Consider the following 19,855-nt stretch of genomic DNA (forward strand, 5'->3'; position numbering starts at 1 on the left):
TTAGTAGAAAACAAAATGTGTGCCAAACCAAAAATCAGGCGCTAAAACAATCTTTTACTCCAATGCTGAAACGCATTCTTCTGTTCGAAAGATGCGTGTATATTTTTGGTAATTGTATATGTTTTATAATACTCCTCTGAAGTTGGAGTTAATTCAATTGAAACAAACTCACCATTTCTATTTATTTGTAAGGTTATTTTTCGTTTGCCAAAATATTTAGCCCAGTCTGCAAAATCATTTTTAATTGCCATTCCATTAATTGCAACAATTTCATCCTGCATTGAAACACCCGAATTGTAAGCTATTGAATTAGGATAGATGGCTGCTACTTTTACAGTTGCGCCATTGTCAACAACCTTAATACCATAATGTGCTTCATAATATTTTTTCGATTTAGCAATTGATAATTCACAACCAATATAATCCAAAGCCATTGTTATAATTGAATCGTACGAAGCAGCCGTATACACATATTTTTCAAAAAAATCATTCAACGAAATTGTTGCAAACTTCGCAACTGTATTCTTATAATCGTCATCGTTATATCCCCTATTTTTCTTTGCAAACTCGGTATATAAATATCGCACCACATCGTCTAACGAATGTTTGCCATTGCTATGATTTCGAATAAGCACATCGGTAACAAAAGCAATGATGCTACCTTCGTCATAAATAGATGTTTTTCTATACGGCACACCGGGAACATATCCGTCTAACCAAGTATCAAAAGAAGAATCGGCAACCGACAAATTAAATCTTCCAAAATTATCAAGGTGACGTTGAATGGCAACTCCAAAATTTTTAAAAAATTGTTGTTCAGAAAAAACACCTCCCCTGAATAGCATTAAATCTCCGTAATATGTGGTTACTCCCTCGTACACAAAGCCCAATCGAGAATAATTTTCTTGCTTGTAATTATACGGAAGCATTTCAGCAGGACGAATAGTTTTAATATTCCACGAATGGAAAAGCTCATGAGAGCTGACCCCCAATAGGCTTTCGTACAACTCATCTTCCATTAACTTATAGGAAGGACCTAAGGCTATAACCGTTGATTTAACATGTTCTACTCCGTGGTAAAATTTAACAGGTAGTATTTGAAAAAAGAAATGATAGGCTTCGCAAGTAAACTCCTTTAGGGTAAGCAACTGTTCATTCGTAAAAATAAAAAAGTCGTTAATGAGCTTTGTCCAATTAGGCTTACACTCTCCTTGAAACCACAAATGGAATTCAACACCATCCATTACAAACATATTATGCTGCAATGAATTGCTTGCTATAAAAGGGCTATCAGCCATTTCATGAAAATCTGCGGCTTCGTATAGATTAGAACTTATTTTTTTTAGCGAACTCGCTACTTTATAATCCGCAGGAATATCGAGTGCTAGCGTACAAGGTTCGTTAATTTTATCTTGCACGTACAAGCAACAATTAACAGGGTTTACATACAATTGCTTACTATCTAAATAACTAGAACCTGCATTTATTTCGGCTGCATAATAGTTATATTTTACAACTATTTTTTTTGCATTAGCTGTGGTTACACGCCAGGTATCTTTTGCAATTTTAGAAAACAACAACTCATTTCCCTTATCATCAAAGGCTTTCCAGGCTTGCACATTCTTGGCAAAATTACCCAATTCATACCTACCCGGGCGCCAAGCCGGAAGATGAATATCTATGGTGTCTTTGGACGTATTATCAAAACTAAACTCAATATCAATATAATGAGAATTGGGGTTTTGGCTTGAAAATCTATAGTGCATGGCTTTTATTTTTTCCTTTCTTCCATCAATTTATTTAACAATTCTAATTGAACCTTTTGAATATCTATCAATGTTTTTATTTGATCCATCATCAACAAATCGACTTTCTTGTGTAGATTCCTAATTTCAATTTCAGCCTTTAAATTTACCCAATAATCATTTTCAGCACGTTTTCTATCTTTTTCTTCTTTTCGATTTTGACTCATCATTATTACAGGAGCCTGCAACGCAGCGATACAAGACAATACCAAATTCAACAAAATAAATGGATATGAATCAAATGGTTTTGCAATAAGCACAAACGTATTTAATGAAACCCAAACAAGAATTACACAGCCAAAAATTATAATAAATTTCCAACTTCCGCCAAACTCCGCCACTTTATCAGCCAACTTTTGTCCTTGTGTTATGGTTTCGGGTTGGTTTTCGGCAATAGAAGAAGTAATAAGTTCTTGCTCCTTTATAGACTCCGCAACTATCGAATTTAATTTTCGCAATTGCTTATTCTCGGTATCTAATAAATCATTTACAAAATGAAGATTATCATTGCTTGACTGTTTACTCATACCTTCAGATTATGGAATAGAATTTAGTTATCAAAATTAAGACATTAAATACTGCTTTGCAATGGAATTATGACAGATGAATCTTGCAAACATTTTAGTACATTCGTACAACAAAACATATACGTAAAAAATTAAAAAAAATTATATATGAACTACGATGTATTAGTTATTGGCAGTGGCCCAGGTGGATATGTTGCTGCAATTAGAGCTTCCCAGCTAGGTTTAAAAACAGCTATAGTAGAACGTAGCGAACTTGGTGGTATTTGCCTAAACTGGGGATGTATTCCCACAAAAGCATTACTAAAAAGTGCACAGGTATTCGATTATTTGAATCATGCCAAAGAATATGGCATTACTGTAGGTGCTCCTCAAGCAGATTTTCCTGCGGTAGTAAAACGCTCCAGAGATGTTGCCGGTGGGATGAGTAAAGGCATTGAGTTTTTAATGAAAAAAAATAAAATTGAAGTAATAAAAGGAACGGCAAAAGTAAAACCAGGCAAAAAAGTGGAAGTAAAAGACGAAGCCGGAAAAACTTCCACTGTTGAAGCAAAACACATCATTATAGCAGTTGGTGCGCGCTCTAGACAATTGCCTAATTTACCGCAAGATGGAAAAAAAATAATCGGCTACCGAGAAGCTATGACATTGCCACAACAACCAAAATCAATGGTAGTGGTTGGTTCAGGTGCTATAGGGTCTGAGTTTGCTTATTTCTATGCAACATTAGGAACAAAAGTTACACTAGTTGAATTCCTGCCATCTATTGTTCCTGTTGAGGACGAAGAAGTTTCAAAACAATTAGAACGTTCGTTCAAAAAGTCGGGAATGAATGTAATGACAGAATCTAGCGTAGAATCTGTTGATGCAAAAGGAGCAGGATGCAAAGTAACTGTAAAAACAAAAAAAGGAACTGAGATTATTGAATGTGACGTAGTGCTTTCTGCTGTTGGTATTCAAGCCAACCTCGAAAATCTTGGACTAGAAGAAGTCGGAATTGTTACGGATAAAGGAAAAATTGTAGTAAATGGATACTACGAAACTAACATGCCCGGCTATTATGCCATTGGCGACTGTGTTGGCGGACAAGCATTAGCACACGTTGCGAGCGCTGAAGGAATTATTTGTGTAGAAAAAATTGCAGGACATCATCCGGAACCGCTTAATTACAATAACATTCCGGGTTGCACCTATTGCCAACCTGAAATTGCTTCTGTTGGTTACACCGAGAAAGCTGCCAAAGAAAAAGGGTACGAAATTAAAGTAGGCAAATTTCCATTCTCAGCTTCCGGTAAAGCAAGTGCTGCGGGAGCTAAAGATGGTTTTGTAAAAGTAATTTTTGATGCTAAATACGGAGAATTTTTGGGGGCACACATGATTGGAGCTAATGTTACCGAAATGATTGCAGAAGTAGTAGTAGCACGGAAATTAGAGACTACCGGACATGAAATAATAAAAAGTGTTCACCCGCATCCAACCATGAGCGAAGCAATTATGGAAGCTGCCGCTGCTGCGTATGGCGAAGTGATACATTTGTAAAAAGATTCATTCCAAAACATACGTTTTAATAAATCCCAAAAAGGGTTTTTGATTTAGAAAATAAAATCAAAAACCCTTTTTTTATTGACAATTATCGCCTAAGCACAAAATTAGGAATATAAGATTTGTCAAAAATAATTTTGCGGTTAGAATTTACATGCTGTATATTTTAACGAATTTAAAATTATACAACCAACAACATTTAAAATCAGCAAATGAAGTATTATGTAAAAATAGCGCTCGCCATATTATTTAGTCATCAAGTTTGTACAGCACAAGTAGCAGCCGACAAGGCTATTATTGTTACAACTGCAGTTCAAGCCAATCCACCACAGGTGTCGTTCACGTGGTCATCTGCACCTAGCACACTCATGTTTCAAATTTTGAGGAAGACGAAAGACACATTACATTGGACCTACTTAGCCTCTCCAGCTACCAATGCAACATCCTATACCGATACAACTATATTGCCGGGCATTGGCTATGAGTATAAATTTTACAGAAATGTAAATTACGTAATTGCCGAAACCTATGTATATACTGGAGTTTTATTGCCTGAACAAGAATACAGAGGCAAACTACTTTTACTAATCGATAGCACGTTTAAAAATAGTTTAGCTGCAGACATAAAAATTCTAATTTCCGATTTGGTGGGCGATGGATGGCAGGTTGTTCCAAAATATGTTTCACGAACAGACAACCCTAAAACCATTAAAAGATTAATACGAACGGAATATCAAAAAGATACCGCCAATGTAAAGGCCATATATCTTTTTGGTCATGTGCCAGTACCCTATTCAGGCAATTATAAACCAGACGAACATCCCGACCATCAAGGCGCCTGGCCGGCAGACATGTATTACTCCGATTTAGACACTACCTTTTGGACAGATGCCAACGTCAATATTACCACAGCCACAAGGCCTGAAAATGATAATATTCCGGGCGATGGAAAGTTTGATGTTTCCTACATAAATTATTTATCGGTACCTACAAAATTTATGGTAGGCAGAGTTGATTTATCTAATATGCCTGCATTCTCAAGTACCGAAACACAATTACTAAAACAATACATTACCAAAAGCCACTCCTACAAACACAAGCTAATTAACCCACAACGCAAAGCCCTGATTGACGACAACTTTGGCTATTTCTACGAAGAAGCATTTGCCGCAAATGGGTGGAGAAATTTCTCCGCTTTGTTTGGTCCTTCCAATATTGTCACCACCGATTATTTTACAACCATGGCATCACAAAGCTATTTATTTTCCTACGGCTGTGGAGGTGGCAGCTATACTTCGTGCGGTGGAGTTGGCAACACAAGTAACTTTGCATCCACCCCATTAAACAATGTATTTACTATGCTGTTTGGCAGCTATTTTGGCGATTGGGATAGTCAAAATAATTTCTTGCGAGCTCCCTTAGCCTCCTCAGGATGGTGTTTGGCAAACATATGGGCAGGAAGGCCAAATGCATTTTTTCATCATATGGGTATGGGAGAGCCAATTGGGCACGGAGCTCTTATTTCTCAAAATAATACCTACACCTATCTTTCTTATTATAACTACTATAGCCTAGGAGCACACTTCAACTTAATGGGTGACCCCACACTTCGATTGCATACGGTCGCGCCTATAAGTAGTTTAAAAACTGTGTTTAATTGTCCAAATGTAGAACTAAACTGGAATGCCTCTGCAGATGCTGTTTTAGGGTACAACGTCTATAGATTAGACACGATATCTGAAAGATATATAAAATTAAATACTACTTTGATTACAGGATTAAGCTTTACAGATAGCTTACCATATCAAGGTAGCAACAATTACATGGTTCGAGCCATGCTTCTAGAAAATGGCAGTGGCACGTATTACAACCTAAGTCAAGGAATATTTGATACCCTACAGGTAGATTTAACAACACCAACAGCATCCGTTACCGCTAACTCTCCAAAAGCTTTCTGTCAGGGAGGAAGTGTTACGCTCAGTTCAACAGCTAACACAAGCTATGCTTGGTCAAATGGAGCAACTACACAAGCAATTACCATAACAACCAACGGAATTTACAACGTGACCGTAACCGGCAGCAATGGCTGCAAAGCCGCATCCGGAAACGACACCACAATTGTGTATTCTTTGCCAATTGTTAATCTAGGAAACGACACACTCATTTATTTTGGCGACAGCCTAATGCTAAATGCTGGAAACACAAGTGCTACTTACACTTGGAGTAACGGAGACACCACACAAACCACCATCATTAAAAGCAGCGGAACATATTGGGTTAATGTATCTGATAGCAATGGTTGCGAGACGACCGATTCTGTTCAAGTTACTGTATCATTTGCCAACAGCATTGCCAATGCATACAGCACAAACGAAAACTATTTATCTATCTACCCAAACCCCGCTAGTACTATTTTAAATATACAGGTAAAATGCCGTGTTAATGCGGAAACAAAACTAGTTATGTATAATTGCTTAGGACAAAAAGAATTTGAAGGCACCGGCAGCAACAACTACAAACTTGATATTTCAACAAAACCAAGTGGAGTGTATTTTATGCAACTGCTTGATGACGGAAAAATAAAAGCTCAACAAAAAATAATAGTGGAGTAACCCATTTATCATTTCCAACGTTTAAAACTTTAGAAATGATATTAAAAATTAACTAATTTTCAATATTTTTAATCGACACATAAACAACGTTGACATACAAATTAAATATTTTCATCTAATAAAAATGCACAAACGCCAACTTTTATCTCTAGTTACTTTTGGGATATTTGTTATACTTTGTACCAAACAAAGCTATGCTGCCAACTATTACTGGGTAGGCAATGGCGGTAACTGGACTGATCTCACACATTGGGCAAACTCCAGTGGTGGTACGGGTAGTGCATACGGAACTGTTCCTTCAACGTCAGACAATGTATATTTCGATGCCAATTCCTTTAGTGCAGGGAGCGCTACCGTTACGATAAACAGCAATGTGAGCTGTGCTAATTTAGATTTTACGGGAACTACCAATACGCCTACCTTTAAAAACGCATCTGCAACAGATACCATAACCTGCGCGGGTTCCCTTACGTTAATAAGTGCCATTACATATAGTTTTGTTGGCACCTATAATTTTACAGGAACCGGCACACACACCATTACAAATGCCGGCAAAACACTTGGGACAAATATACTTTTCAACGGAACGGGTGGACAATGGACATTGCAAGATGCGTTTATTTGCACGGGACAACTTGGCTTGCAGGCAGGCACATTGGTATGTAATAGCATGGCCGTAAGATGCAGTACACTTAATGCAAACATAGTGGACAATACGCGTACACTTAATTTTGGAGGCAGCGCTGTATCCATTACCGGCAGCGGAACAGCTATGGATTTAAGAGGAAACACAAGTAACTTAACAGTTTCTTCTACCACGGTTGCAGTTGTTACTTTTTCAAACACCACAAGCAGTGTAACAGTAGAGGTTGGATTAACATCTAAAACCATTCCTAATTTGTTATTTGTTTCCTCAACCCAAGCACGAACCATCAATTCTACATCAACCTACTCTACTTCCGATCGTATAACATTTAGAGATATTACTGTTACCGGCAGTGGCAGCTTTAATATTACAGGTGCCGGCAATGCCACCAATGCCAAAACATTTGAGGATATTACAATTAGCACCTCCACAACATTTACCATAGGTGGTGCCAACGGCACCGGCTGGGAGAATGCCACCGTAAGCAAAATAACAGGCGTATTTACCGCCACAGCTTGTGCAAGTGGATATTTTTATGGCGATTATTTGCAGTTTGATCGAAAAGCCAATATGGAATATAGTACAGGAACTGCAACTGGAACATTCGATGACAAAACCCTTTTTAAAGACAGTATTTGGACACGCAGAAACAGTAATATTTATTTTTACGACAGTACCATAATTACAAAATCATTTTTAATGGGCGATTACTCTACCAGTAGAATAAGGTATGACAAGCCTCTTTACATTGGAGAAGATTTAGTTTTTAATGGCGCCTGGGGAGGTGCTAATGGCCAAAGTATAATGCCAGTCACTACCTCTTCTCTTACCATTAATGGAAATGTATTTGCGTATAATTTTGGTTCGAATGTTACTATTGGTGGGGGATCGGGCTCTACTAGTAAATACACAATTAACGGAACAGTCTATGTAAAAAATTGTACTATGCAAATGACTTCAACCGGCAGTAATCCTTTTACAATTGCCAACTTACATGTTGATGAGAATGCGTACGTATTTTTTGCAAGAGATAATGGAACCCTACCTGTTACTACCATTACAGGTACTATTACCAGTTCAGGAGCATGTAGCTCTACTAATCAGATTGGTGCAGGTGGGCGTGCAGGAGGAGATGCTCGAGTAAGTTTAACGAATACGGTTACTGTCAGCAATTTAAGTTGCCGTTACTTAAATATTACAACCAATAATCTAATTTTAAATAATGGAACCGATTTAGGAAGCAATACGGGTATTACATTTAACTCATACGCAAGCGCCACTACCTATTATTGGGTTGGAGGCACAACAGGTAATACAAAAACAGGAACCTATTCTCTTGGAAATAACAACTATTGGACAAACCCTGACAACTGGAGTTTAAGCTCTGGAGTTTATACCGCAACCAATCAATGTGTTCCCGGAACAAAAGACAATGTAGTGTTTGATGCCAACTCCTTTAGCTCGGGCTCAAACATGACAGCTGATTTAAATACTCTTGATACCCACGTTAATGATTTTACATGGAGTGGTGTACCATCTGGAACTTACTTTGATCAAGGTTTTGGAAGTACAGGGCGTTTTTTTTATATCTATGGAAACTTTACCTATCCAGGGGCTAACTTAACTGATAGATACGAAGGACTCGTTTTATTGGCATCTGCCACTTCAAAAACAATAACTACGAATGGTACCGATGTTTACGCGGGCTCATTTGAAACTAATGGTGTAGGAGGAAGTTGGACTCTTGCAGATAACCTTACTCTTTCTTACCCATCGGGAGGAAATCTTCGGATAAGCACCGGCACTTTAACCGCAGGCTCAAACACTATATCATTAACGGGTGCTATGTATGCGGGTAGCAACACATTTAATGCAGGAACTTCTACTGTTCGATTTAATGGCTCTACTTCTAATACAAGTGTTCAAAGTATTGATAGAAACGGAGGAACCGGATGGACCACCTTAAATTTTTACAATTTAGAAGTGGCACGTACAAATGGTACGGGCAATGCTAATACCCTTCAACTATCTAATTTTAGCGTAACAGTATCAAACAACCTAACTATCACTTCCGGCCGTTTATACGACAACGGCTTGCAAATAGGTGGCAATGTAACGGGCACACTTAGTATTGCATCGGGTGCACGTCTGGTATTGGGTAAAACAGGTACATCTACCCTGTTCCCTACCAACTATACAGCAAGTAAAATCTCCCTAAACAGCGCCAGTATTGTAACCTACAGCAGTAGTGTTGCTCAAACAGTATCAGGAGTGCCCGATTATGGCACGTTAGAACTTGCCAATGGCACCACCACATCGTGTAATAAAAGTTTGAACGAAGCAGTGGTAATTACAGGAAGTCTCTTAATTGGAGCTTACAATAATTTTAAAGATATGGGATACCAAATAACAGGCAACGCCTCCGGATCAATCGATATGGATGCAAACTCTACACTCACAATTGGCAGTGCATTAAATAGTTCAAGCTTCCCCACTCTATTTACCAATATAGATTTTGAACATTCCGGAAATGGAAGCACAGTTGTTTATAATGCTTTCGATCCCCAAACTGTAAAGGGACTAAGTGGCACTGCTCCGGCTAATTACTCCCATCTTACAATTAATGGCGGTGGGGTTGGAACTCTTGATGGCAATACAACTATACGAGGAAATTTAACTATCACCTCCAGTACACTGGACGCTTCAGGCTCCAATCACTCCATCTCAATAGGTGGTAATTGGTTAAACAGCGGAACGTTTACCGCACAAGCCGGAACCACAACCTTCAACGGTAGTGCAGCAGCACAAACTATAGGAGGTTCCTCCTCAACCTCTTTTTATAACTTAACACTAAACAACAGTTATGGCACTGCACCTCAAATTGTATTGGGAGTTACAGGCAATAGTGTAAGTAATACACTAACTATGACAAGCGGAATAGTAAACATGGCAACGTACACATTTATAATTGGCTCAAGTGCTGGAAGCCCTGGCACACTAAGCTATACAGCCGGTTATTTTTATGGAGGCACACTCAAAAGATGGTTTGCAACATCTACCGTTGCCGATGGGAATACCTCCGCTGGCTTGTTTCCACTAGGAACTGCTACATATGGTTATGCGCCTATGTATGTATCTTGCCCTAGCACAGCACCTTCGACAGGTGGCAGTATTTCTATTTCCTACACAGATCCATTTACTTCGAGTATTGTTTCTTTTGTTGATGGAGCATCTACTGTTGTTAGGCGCAACAACCAAGTATGGGCTATGAGTACTGCAAATGGTCTTACCGGAGGCACTTACAACCTACTTGCACAAAGAAATTTTAATGCGACATTAGTTGGAAATATAAACGATTTACGACTTACGCAACTTGGCTCTGTTGTTGGCACACATGGAACCAATGCAGGAACAGTGCTTACACCACAAGTTCAACGAACCGGTTTAACACTAGCAAATCTGACCAACGATTTTTACATAAGCTCTGTAGACAAAGACAATTCTCCACTTCCAATCAAGCTTCTGTCATTTACTGCACAAAATAGATACAACCAATACGCCCAATTAAACTGGACAACAGCCACTGAAACCAACAACGATTATTTTACGATTGAAAAAACACAAGATGGAATATCCTTCGAACAAGTTGCTATTGTAACCGGAGCAGGCAACAGCGCGCAAACACTCCACTACAGCATTACCGACCCAAAGCCATACATGGGAATATCGTATTATCGTTTACAACAAACCGACTTTGATGGAAAATTTACCTACAGCCAATTAGCCTCGGTAGAGTTTGAAAGTTTAAAGTTGGAAAGTTCAAGATTTAACATTTTTCCTAATCCGGCAAACTATAATAATTTGAATGTATCATTTGATGGTCAATTGGGACAGGAAGTATTAATTGTTGTACATGATGTATTAGGCAAAGAATATTATTCAAAAGCATTTGTATTGGAAAACGAGTTACTAATAACCCAACTAACCAACGGCAACCATCTACCCACAGGGCTTTACACCATTACAGCCACCAGCAACGATAAATTGTACTCAAAAAAAGTGGTGGTAAAATAAAATTTGAAGATTTGAGAATGTGGCAATTTGAAAATGGAAAACATCCCCCTAGTGCGCAAGCCTGTGGGGCAGCGGAGGAGAAGTGAGATGGACTGTGTGCTGCAAGGGGGAGTAAAAATATCCCTCGCGTGAGACAGCCTGTACGTTGCAGAGAGAGGACAAATGAAATTTGTAATAGAAGAAAGTAAGCATAGCCGCTAGTCCTACATTATAAACACACTACTTGTTCATTAAATATTTTGCAAATCACTTGCGTTGTATCAATCGTTTTACTAAATTCATCAATACCCCATGTTAAGCATTTGTTAAAAATATATTTAATACCTTTTTAAACAATGCAACTAACCACAACAAGACAGGCTTTTGCCTTTCTTTTATTCCCCACAATTGTAATTTCTGCTTTTGCCCAATCAAAAACCGAAACAAAAAAAATAACACTTCAAAAAAGCCAACTTGTTATTACACCCGAAAATGGGGCATACCAAGTTTTCGAATCTCCAAAAGGCGATGCCATTTGCTTTTCGGACGAAAAAATGAATTCGGTTTATATAAAAAAAATAAACAGTACTGCAAAACCTACGCTGGCTTTTGCAGGAAATGGGTGTGGATACTTTCCTACCTGGACGAATAATGGCAACAGCATTTTGATGAAAAATAAAAAAGGTAAAGAGTTTGGCTTTACCACTGAAACTGTTGAGTATAATGTTCTATCAAAAAGAAGTATAGCCAAACCTGACGTTTTATTTGCCGCCATTCCTAGTTATGCAGCCGGCACTTCAACTGAAAACACCCTAGTATATATTAATAGTAAATTACAGTTGATAAAAAAAGATGCCTCCGGAAGAGAAACTGTTTTAGAAAGCGACCAAGATTGCTACCAACCAATTTTATCTCCGGATAAAAAAAGTGTAGCAGTACATATTGGAAGTGATGTATGGATATATGACCTTGCAAACAAAAAACATCCAATTAACTGCGGGCAATTACTTGCCAATTCGTGGTCGCCCGATTCTAAATATTTACTTGGTCATATAGATGAAAGCACTAACGGCCATGACATATCTAACTCCGAGTTGTATTTAATCGATACGAAATCTAACTCGAAAATAAAACTTACATCCACTAAAGACCTTTACGAAATAAATCCATCTTGGTCATTAGACGGAAAACGAATTTATTTTATCGATTCTAATTCCGGAAATATCTTTGTTTCAAACATTACAATCATAAGATAAAAAATTGTTTTGGCTTAACCCATAGGCGCTTAAAAAGGATAACCCAATCCTATTGCTAAACAAAACAACCCTTTACAATGAAACTAAAATTTACCCTAGTAACCCTAACCATTGCAAGCTTTTTATCTTTACAAGCTCAAACTATAGTTATTGACCCTGGTCATGGCTACGACTCCAATGGAGGAAACCCTGACGGACGTTCTGCTACAGAACACTCTACTAGTCTAGCAGCAGGCTTGCGTTTAAAAACACTAATAGACAACGGGTGTCCAAACTGGACAGCACACATGACACGTAGTACCGCAAATGGTTGGATAAGCCTTACACAGCGATCGGCCATGAGTAATAGTTGGAATGCCGATTATTACCTAAGTATACATTGCAACGCAGGTGGAGGAAGTGGTACAGAAACTTTTTGGTGTGCGCTGAATGACAACAGTAGCTCTGATGACATCACATTCGCAAACAAAATTCAAGAAAAAATGGTATCGTATGGCAATTGGATTGATAGACGAGTTGTGGAAGATGATTCCTATATTTTTCACTTATCAGTATTGCGCTATTCAAATGCAACAGGCTGCTTAAACGAAATAGGATTTGTAGACTACTCTTCTGATGCCAGTAAACTAAATAGCAGTGCATATCGTGATAGTTTTGCACTAGCATACCAAAAAGCATTTATTGCATTGTTAGGGGGCTGTCAAACTCCTCCTCCGTCAGACGCTATTGCACCGATTACACAAATAAGTATTCCCGGGGCATGGCAAACCAACAACTTTACCGCAACATTCAGCGATGCCGATAATACAGGTGGTAGTGGATTAGAAAAAAGTTACTATCAAGTAATTGACTACAACGGCACAGAATGGAGAGCAAATGCGAACAATGGTTTTTTTGCCGACAATTTCGACCAAGCCATTCATCCGGAATGGACTGTAAAAACAGGCAGTTGGAGCATTAACAATGGATATCTAACACAAAGTGACGAAAGTAATAACAATACCAATATCTACGCTTCGTTAAATCAAAACCTATCGAATAGATACTTATACCATTTTGTAGCTAAAATAGATGGAAGCGGAAACAACAGAAGAGCAGGATTTCACTTTATGTGCGACCAAGCCGACTCCTCTCAACGAGGAAATAGTTATTTTGTTTGGTTAAGACCGGATGCTTCTAAACTATCAGTTTACAAGGTTACAAACAACAGTTTCGGAAATCCTGTAGTAGATGTTCCTCTAACCATTAATGTTGGACAAGTGGACGATTACAAAATTATTTACGATAGAATTACAGGCAAAATGTCCGTTTACCAAAATGACATTCTAATTGCCAACTGGACCGACTCTTCTCCTATTTCATCGGGCAATGCAATTTCTTTTAGAAGCGGAAACTCCAACTTTGCTATTACTGAATTAAAAGTATACCGGTCAAGAAGTACATCTACAGCAATATCTGTAGGACCAACAAGTAATAAAGACATTCGATACGAAAACACATCGCCTTCGGCACCTGCAGGAAAAGTAAAATCTATTTGTACAGATATTGCCGGAAATATTTCTTCCATCACAACTCAAAACATTGATGTTGACTGGACAAGCCCTAATGGCGCAGTATTGATAAACGATGGCACCGGAGCAGATATTTCTACTTCTTACTCGCTTAATTCGTTATCTGCAAATTGGACCGGATTTTTAGATTCCAACTCAGGAATTACTATGTATGAATACGCTATTGGCATGGCGTCTGGAGACTCTGATGTAGTTGGCTGGACAAACAATATGCTCAATACGCAAATCAACCTAAGCGGTTTAACTTTATTTCCAAATAAAACGTACTATGTAAGTGTTCGTGCACAAAATGCAGCAGGTATTAAATCGTCTATATATACAAGTAATGGTCAAATAGCACAACCTACTTATTTAAGCGTACACGAAAATAATTCTGATTTAAAGCTAAATGCTTGGCCAAATCCTTTCTCTGGTACTACATGGATTTCATTTATAGTAAAGGAAAAATCGAGAGTAGAGATTAATTTATTAGATGCATCAGGAAAATCAATTACTCTTTATAATAATTCCGAAGAGCCTGCAGGAGATTTTTCTATACCAATAAATGCCGTATTGATGAATTTATCAAGTGGAGTGTATATAGCAGAAATTAAAATAAACAACCAAACCAATAATACGAAGTTGGTATTGCAATAATTAATTTATTCACTAACTATCTTTTGCAAAATTGCAACCTTTGCAAAAGATAGTTAATTGATAGAATAAATATTTACTTAGCTTCTTCCACAACTTTTAAAATTGCCTCTAACTCTTCTTTCTTAGGAATATAACCCAATCGCTCGTAGGAGTTAATCAAATTTCGAAGTAGCCGCTTTACCATATCAGTATTTGTACATGGCATGTAAAAACTCTCACTCGATTTTAAATTAAGTTGTTTTAAAAACGCATCAATCTCTTTTCTGCCAAATACAGTGCCTTTACTAAACGGATTAATGTAAAAAAGAATTTTTTCTACCTCTCCATTCTCATCTTGATGCAAATGATTATCTACATTTAAGTATGCCAAAATGAAATGTTCGGGCAAATTAACCCCATAAATTGGCAATCCGAGGCTTTGCGCAATTACCGAATACAAAATAGACAAGGATAGCGGATTTCCTTTTTTGCTTTCTAAAACTGTGTTTATGTATGAATTTTGCGGAGCATGGTAGTTGGTTGTATTTCCACTAAAATTATGAACATCAAAAATAATATGATTTAGAATCTTAACTTTCTCCAACGCTGTAAGATTATCGTTTAACTCCAACCATACATCTTGACGAATTTGATCGATTTGCTTCTTTAACTTTACTTCATCCAAATCAGGATATTGGTATCTAGCTACAAGCAAAACACCCTCCAGTAAATGATTTTGATCGTCTTTACTCCATTTTGAAATTTGAGCCAAAATTTCTTCGAATTGTATATTATGGATGATAATCTCTATCCTACTTTGTAGAATATTATCAAACGAGTTTTCCCAAGCGTGCTCCAAAACCGGAATAACATCTATTCCCAAACTCAAGAGTTTACTTTTTATCTGAAGAAACACTTCTTCATCCGGATCGTCTAATAAACTTATTAATGCATTCAATTCGTTTGGGCTAATCATATCCTTGAGTTTAATACCTACAAATCTATCTTTTACTTGTTTCAAGTAGGCTTTTCCCAAATTGATTTATAAACAAACCATCTGTTAACCTTAATTAACAAATAGGCTTTAATAAAAGAGAAAAAGTTCCCGTTTTAGATATAAATAGTTGAGAAATAATAAATTAGTGTTGCAAAATGGTGTTTAAATTTTGTTAAAATATAGTTTGTTTAACAAAAAGGTATTAAATTTGCACTAAAATACGAATACAATCTGCTATGAGTAACCACCACACCAATCAAATTTTAGTTCCGGTTGATTTTTCTGAGCAATCTCTTATTGCTATAGACCAGTCCTACACTTTAGCTCGCGAATACAATGCCGAGATTACATTGTTGTATGTTATTGAAGATTCAAATAACCTTTTCAAGTTTTTTTCTAAAGAACAAGACGAAGGAATGAAAAAGGAAATTCAAATTCAATTGGATAAGGTAGCGGATGATGTGGAAAAGAAAAGCAAGCGAAAAGTAAACACCATGATCGCTAAAGGGCGCGTGTACGAAAAGGTATCCGAAATAGCCGAAGAAATAAATGCGGTATTCATTATAATGGGAACAAGTGGGGGTTCATCTTCTGCACTTAAGAAAAAATTTATTGGCTCAAATGCACTACGAGTAGTTAGAGAATCAAAAGTTCCTGTAATTTCTATTAAAGGAAAAAATCATAGAGCCGGATGCAAAAACATTGTGTTACCACTCGATTTAACAAAAGAAACTAAAGAAAAAGTAACCAAAGCCATTGAGCTTGCTAAAGTATTTGGAGGATCTACCGTGCGTGTGGTTTCTGTGTTATTTACAACAGATGAGTTTATTGTAAATCGCTTAACCAGACAATTAGCGCAGGTTAAATCTTTTATCGAAAAATCGGATGTAAAATGCACTGCCGAAATTATTAAAGGAATAAAAGGAGAAGAAACGCTTGCTCAAAACGTAATTGATTACGCCAAAAAAGTAGAAGCCGATTTAATTATGATTATGACGCAGCAAGAAACTGATTTTACAGAATTTTTTATCGGTTCGTCAGCACAGGAAATGATTCAAAATTCAGAAATTCCTGTTTTGAGTATTGTTCCCACTCCTAAAAAAGATACTATTTCACCAATAAGACCTTACTAAAAATAGCTATAAAATAAGTAGCTGTCTTTAGTTTAGCTAGTAAACAACAACCTGATTTGAAAAAATTTTCAATTACACAGCTACTTATTCCAATTGATTTTTCGGAAACTTCTTATTTGGCTTTAGAACATGCCATTTTTATGGCACGTTTATTTAAAGCAGAAATTATTCTATTGAACGTTGTAGAAAAAAACTGGGAAAATTTTTCGGTATTAATGCCGGAAATAAAAGTATTAGAGCCCTCTAAACTAGTGGATCAATTAGAACAAAAGCTGGAAGAAGTTGCAGATAGCATATTTGAAGAGCATGGTATTAGATGCGAAGCACTTGTAACATCAGGGAGTATTTGCAACGAAGTAGTTACCATTGCAGCCGATAGAGATGTAAGCCTAATTGTGATGGGCACACATGGCATATCGGGCGTAGAAGAGTTTTTCTTAGGAAGTAATGCATATAAAGTTGTTACACGAGCGCAATGTCCTGTAATGTCGGTACAAGCTCATGCAAAAAAAATTGGATTCTCTCAAATAGTATTACCGATAGACAATTCTGACCACTCTAGACAGAAGGTAGCTCAAGTAGCCGTTTTGGCTAAAAATTATGGATCTATAATTAACGTGATTGGAATTCTAAGTGAAAACGATGACATTGTAGATGAAAATAAATTGAGTATTAAAATAAATCAAATTGAAGCCTATTTTAAAGCCATTGATATTGTTTGCAATACAAAGGTTGTAAAAGGCAAGAATCATGCAGCATTAACAATTAATTATGCAAACGAACTAAATGCAGATTTAATTGCTATAATGACAGACCAAGACGATGACGGTATTTTCCTAAGTCCATATGCACAGCAAATTGTAAATCATTCTAAAATACCGGTATTGAGTATTACTCCGGAAGAGCATCCGGAAAACATTCCTTGGGTGCATCCATATTAATATATCCAATATCTACTAGGTAGAAACCAACATATATCATTTAACATTTATTAATTGATAGCACCTTATTTTATTTGTAAATTTACTATATGAAGTTTGTGGCTTTAATATTATTAAATTATATCTGTTGGTTAACAATTCATCCATCGGTTGAACAACTTGCAAAATATTTCAACAGAGTAGCTACTATTGAATCTTGTTGTTCCAATGAAGAAACAACTGAATCTTCAAACTGCGAAAAAAACAACGAAAACAAATCAAAAAGGTGTTGTAGTGGTGGCTTATGCAATAATCCATTTATGGCTTGTATGCCTTGTTGCGGGTTTCACAATGAAACTACCAACAGCCTCGTATTTACAACGAACAACTTCGTTGAATTGGCTTTCCCTTACCCAAATATGCATATTCACAGTATAGCATTCAGTATTTTCCACCCTCCCAAATTAAATTGGCTCATCTGCTAATCTAAATTGCCACCTAAACAAGATTATAGGTGTTAGTTTATGAATAAATAATTAAGACCCATTATTCAACCACTATTCTGAATGGTTTAATAATAATTTATCGAATTTTAAAAAAATAAACATGAAAAAAATAGTTATTGGTGGATTTTCCGCCTTGTTAATATGCAGTGCAATTGTTTTTGCAGGCAATACATCCAAAAACATTGCAATAACTGCAAACACATGCGATTGCAAGAATTGTATATGTGAAAAATGCACCTGCACATCTTGTGAAGAAAACTGCAAATGTGAAGAAAAGTGTTGTACAACAACTAATTGTTGTAGTGGCACCACACAGTGTTCTCACTAAGTACAAAACGAAAAAGAGAGGCAATAGCCTCTCTTTTTCGTTTTATTCAGGGTAACCAATGGGGCTCGAACCCACGACCCTCAGAACCACAATCTGATGCTCTAACCAACTGAGCTATGGCTACCATATTCGGATGCAAAGATATATAATTTTAACAACATAAAAATAAAGATTTTACTTTTACGTTTTGTAGCTTTATAAGTCTACTAATTTTTTTCGGAATCATGTCGAATTCAGCAGCTAAAGTAACCTTGCAAATTGATGGAATGGATTGCTCCAGCTGCGCGTTGACCATCACAAAAAAACTTCAAAAAAAAGGACTAGAAAATGTTACTGTTAACTTTGCCACAGGTGAGGCTCAGTTTAGCTTACCCCAAGATCAAAAAATTGGAACAATCATTACTGATATCAATAGCCTTGGGTACAGAGTTGTTGAGGAAAATATCAAAGAAAATTTTTGGAATAAATATGGCACTCTTGCAAACAAGTTAATTTTTTGTACTGTATTTACCATTCCGCTGATGTTACACATGCTAATTCCGCATCCTATTTTAATGAATCCGGAATTTCAACTGCTACTGACAATTCCGGTTATGATTGTTGGAATTATTCATTTTGGAAAAAGTGCATATAAATCAGTACTTACACTGGCACCAAACATGGATGTATTAATTGCCATTGGCTCTTCATCTGCGTTCATTTATAGTTTGGCAGGATATGTACTTTATAAAAACACTCATTTAGTTCACAATTACTTATTTTTTGAAACAGCTGCAAGTATTATCACACTTGTACTTTTAGGTAATTATATAGAACACAAATCGGTAAAAAAAACCACTACGGCCATTAAAGACCTTACAGATTTAAAGCCGTTGAAATCTAAAAAAGTTACAGTCGTAAATGGCCTCGAAAACATCTCAGAAATAAAAACAGAAGACATTCGTATAAATGATGTTATACTTATAAATACCGGAGACAAAATACCTGTAGATGGCATTATAACAGAGGGCACGGGATTTGCGGACGAATCTTCGCTTACCGGAGAAAGCCTTCCCGTTCAAAAGCTTATAAACAGCACTGTTACAAGTGGCACAATTTTAATTGATGGATCTGTAAAAATAAAAGCACTAGCTGTTGGCGAAAACACTACGCTCGCAAAAATTATCGACTTAGTAAAAAATGCACAGCACGCAAAACCATCCATACAAAAGCTAGGCGATAAGATTAGCAATATATTTGTGCCTGCGGTACTTGTTATTGCGCTTGCAACTTTTTTCTTAAACTACTTTATTTTAGATAAAAGCGTACAGATTTCTGTCATGAATTCCATTGCCGTATTAGTAATTT

11 protein-coding genes and 1 tRNA gene are annotated in these 19,855 nt (G+C 36.9%); 8 read left to right on the top strand and 4 right to left on the bottom strand.

Features of this window, described 5'->3' with window-relative positions:
* Positions 1-41 precede the first annotated feature (41 nt).
* Positions 42-1,766 (bottom strand): M61 family metallopeptidase, encoded by a 1,725-nt coding sequence (locus J0M08_11445; GenBank protein ID MBN8703672.1) that lies wholly within the window; start codon positions 1,764-1,766, stop codon positions 42-44.
* Between the two features lie 5 nt (positions 1,767-1,771).
* The gene (locus J0M08_11450) at positions 1,772-2,332 is read right to left on the bottom strand and encodes a DUF1003 domain-containing protein (GenBank protein MBN8703673.1); all 561 of its coding nucleotides are present in this window, start codon (positions 2,330-2,332) and stop codon (positions 1,772-1,774) included.
* 147 nt (positions 2,333-2,479) lie between these two features.
* Between J0M08_11450 and lpdA the strand changes: the two genes are divergently transcribed.
* The 5 genes from lpdA to J0M08_11475 all read left to right on the top strand — a co-directional run bounded on the left by lpdA (position 2,480) and on the right by J0M08_11475 (position 14,645).
* Positions 2,480-3,868, top strand: coding sequence for a dihydrolipoyl dehydrogenase (gene lpdA / locus J0M08_11455; GenBank protein MBN8703674.1), 1,389 nt, complete (start codon positions 2,480-2,482; stop codon positions 3,866-3,868).
* A 215-nt stretch (positions 3,869-4,083) separates the two neighbouring features.
* On the top strand, positions 4,084-6,483 hold the full coding sequence (locus tag J0M08_11460) for a T9SS type A sorting domain-containing protein (protein ID MBN8703675.1): 2,400 nt from the start codon (positions 4,084-4,086) through the stop codon (positions 6,481-6,483).
* Between the two features lie 124 nt (positions 6,484-6,607).
* On the top strand, positions 6,608-11,203 hold the full coding sequence (locus J0M08_11465) for a T9SS type A sorting domain-containing protein (protein MBN8703676.1): 4,596 nt from the start codon (positions 6,608-6,610) through the stop codon (positions 11,201-11,203).
* A gap of 335 nt (positions 11,204-11,538) precedes the next feature.
* The gene (locus J0M08_11470; GenBank protein MBN8703677.1) at positions 11,539-12,438 is read left to right on the top strand and encodes a PD40 domain-containing protein; all 900 of its coding nucleotides are present in this window, start codon (positions 11,539-11,541) and stop codon (positions 12,436-12,438) included.
* 77 nt (positions 12,439-12,515) lie between these two features.
* Entirely contained in the window at positions 12,516-14,645 is a 2,130-nt protein-coding gene (locus J0M08_11475; protein ID MBN8703678.1) for an N-acetylmuramoyl-L-alanine amidase, read from the top strand.
* Between the two features lie 73 nt (positions 14,646-14,718).
* On the opposite strand, the gene J0M08_11480 is transcribed toward J0M08_11475, so the two are convergent.
* Positions 14,719-15,600, bottom strand: coding sequence for a transglutaminase family protein (locus tag J0M08_11480; GenBank protein MBN8703679.1), 882 nt, complete (start codon positions 15,598-15,600; stop codon positions 14,719-14,721).
* Positions 15,601-15,857: 257 nt separating this feature from the next.
* Between J0M08_11480 and J0M08_11485 the strand changes: the two genes are divergently transcribed.
* Together J0M08_11485 and J0M08_11490 are read left to right on the top strand one after the other, a co-directional pair.
* Positions 15,858-16,754, top strand: coding sequence for a universal stress protein (locus J0M08_11485; GenBank protein MBN8703680.1), 897 nt, complete (start codon positions 15,858-15,860; stop codon positions 16,752-16,754).
* 56 nt (positions 16,755-16,810) lie between these two features.
* The gene (locus tag J0M08_11490; protein MBN8703681.1) at positions 16,811-17,695 is read left to right on the top strand and encodes a universal stress protein; all 885 of its coding nucleotides are present in this window, start codon (positions 16,811-16,813) and stop codon (positions 17,693-17,695) included.
* A gap of 863 nt (positions 17,696-18,558) precedes the next feature.
* On the opposite strand, the gene J0M08_11495 is transcribed toward J0M08_11490, so the two are convergent.
* Positions 18,559-18,632, bottom strand: a tRNA-His gene (locus tag J0M08_11495).
* 100 nt (positions 18,633-18,732) lie between these two features.
* Here J0M08_11495 and J0M08_11500 point away from each other — a divergent pair.
* Positions 18,733-19,855 (top strand): cation-translocating P-type ATPase (locus tag J0M08_11500; GenBank protein MBN8703682.1); only part of this gene is annotated, 1,123 nt, incomplete at its 3' end.

The organism is Bacteroidota bacterium (assembly GCA_017303975.1).
GTDB lineage: Bacteria > Bacteroidota > Bacteroidia > JAFLBG01 > JAFLBG01 > JAFLBG01.

Excerpts from the sequence above, each read along its gene's own strand:
- J0M08_11465 (MBN8703676.1), top strand. The coding sequence starts at position 6,608 with ATGCACAAACGCCAACTTTTATCTCTAGTTACTTTTGGGATATTTGTT.
- J0M08_11480 (MBN8703679.1), bottom strand. The coding sequence starts at position 15,600 with ATGATTAGCCCAAACGAATTGAATGCATTAATAAGTTTATTAGACGAT.
- J0M08_11445 (MBN8703672.1), bottom strand. The coding sequence starts at position 1,766 with ATGCACTATAGATTTTCAAGCCAAAACCCCAATTCTCATTATATTGAT.
- J0M08_11450 (MBN8703673.1), bottom strand. The coding sequence starts at position 2,332 with ATGAGTAAACAGTCAAGCAATGATAATCTTCATTTTGTAAATGATTTA.
- J0M08_11475 (MBN8703678.1), top strand. The coding sequence starts at position 12,516 with ATGAAACTAAAATTTACCCTAGTAACCCTAACCATTGCAAGCTTTTTA.
- J0M08_11460 (MBN8703675.1), top strand. The coding sequence starts at position 4,084 with ATGAAGTATTATGTAAAAATAGCGCTCGCCATATTATTTAGTCATCAA.
- J0M08_11470 (MBN8703677.1), top strand. The coding sequence starts at position 11,539 with ATGCAACTAACCACAACAAGACAGGCTTTTGCCTTTCTTTTATTCCCC.
- J0M08_11485 (MBN8703680.1), top strand. The coding sequence starts at position 15,858 with ATGAGTAACCACCACACCAATCAAATTTTAGTTCCGGTTGATTTTTCT.
- lpdA (MBN8703674.1), top strand. The coding sequence starts at position 2,480 with ATGAACTACGATGTATTAGTTATTGGCAGTGGCCCAGGTGGATATGTT.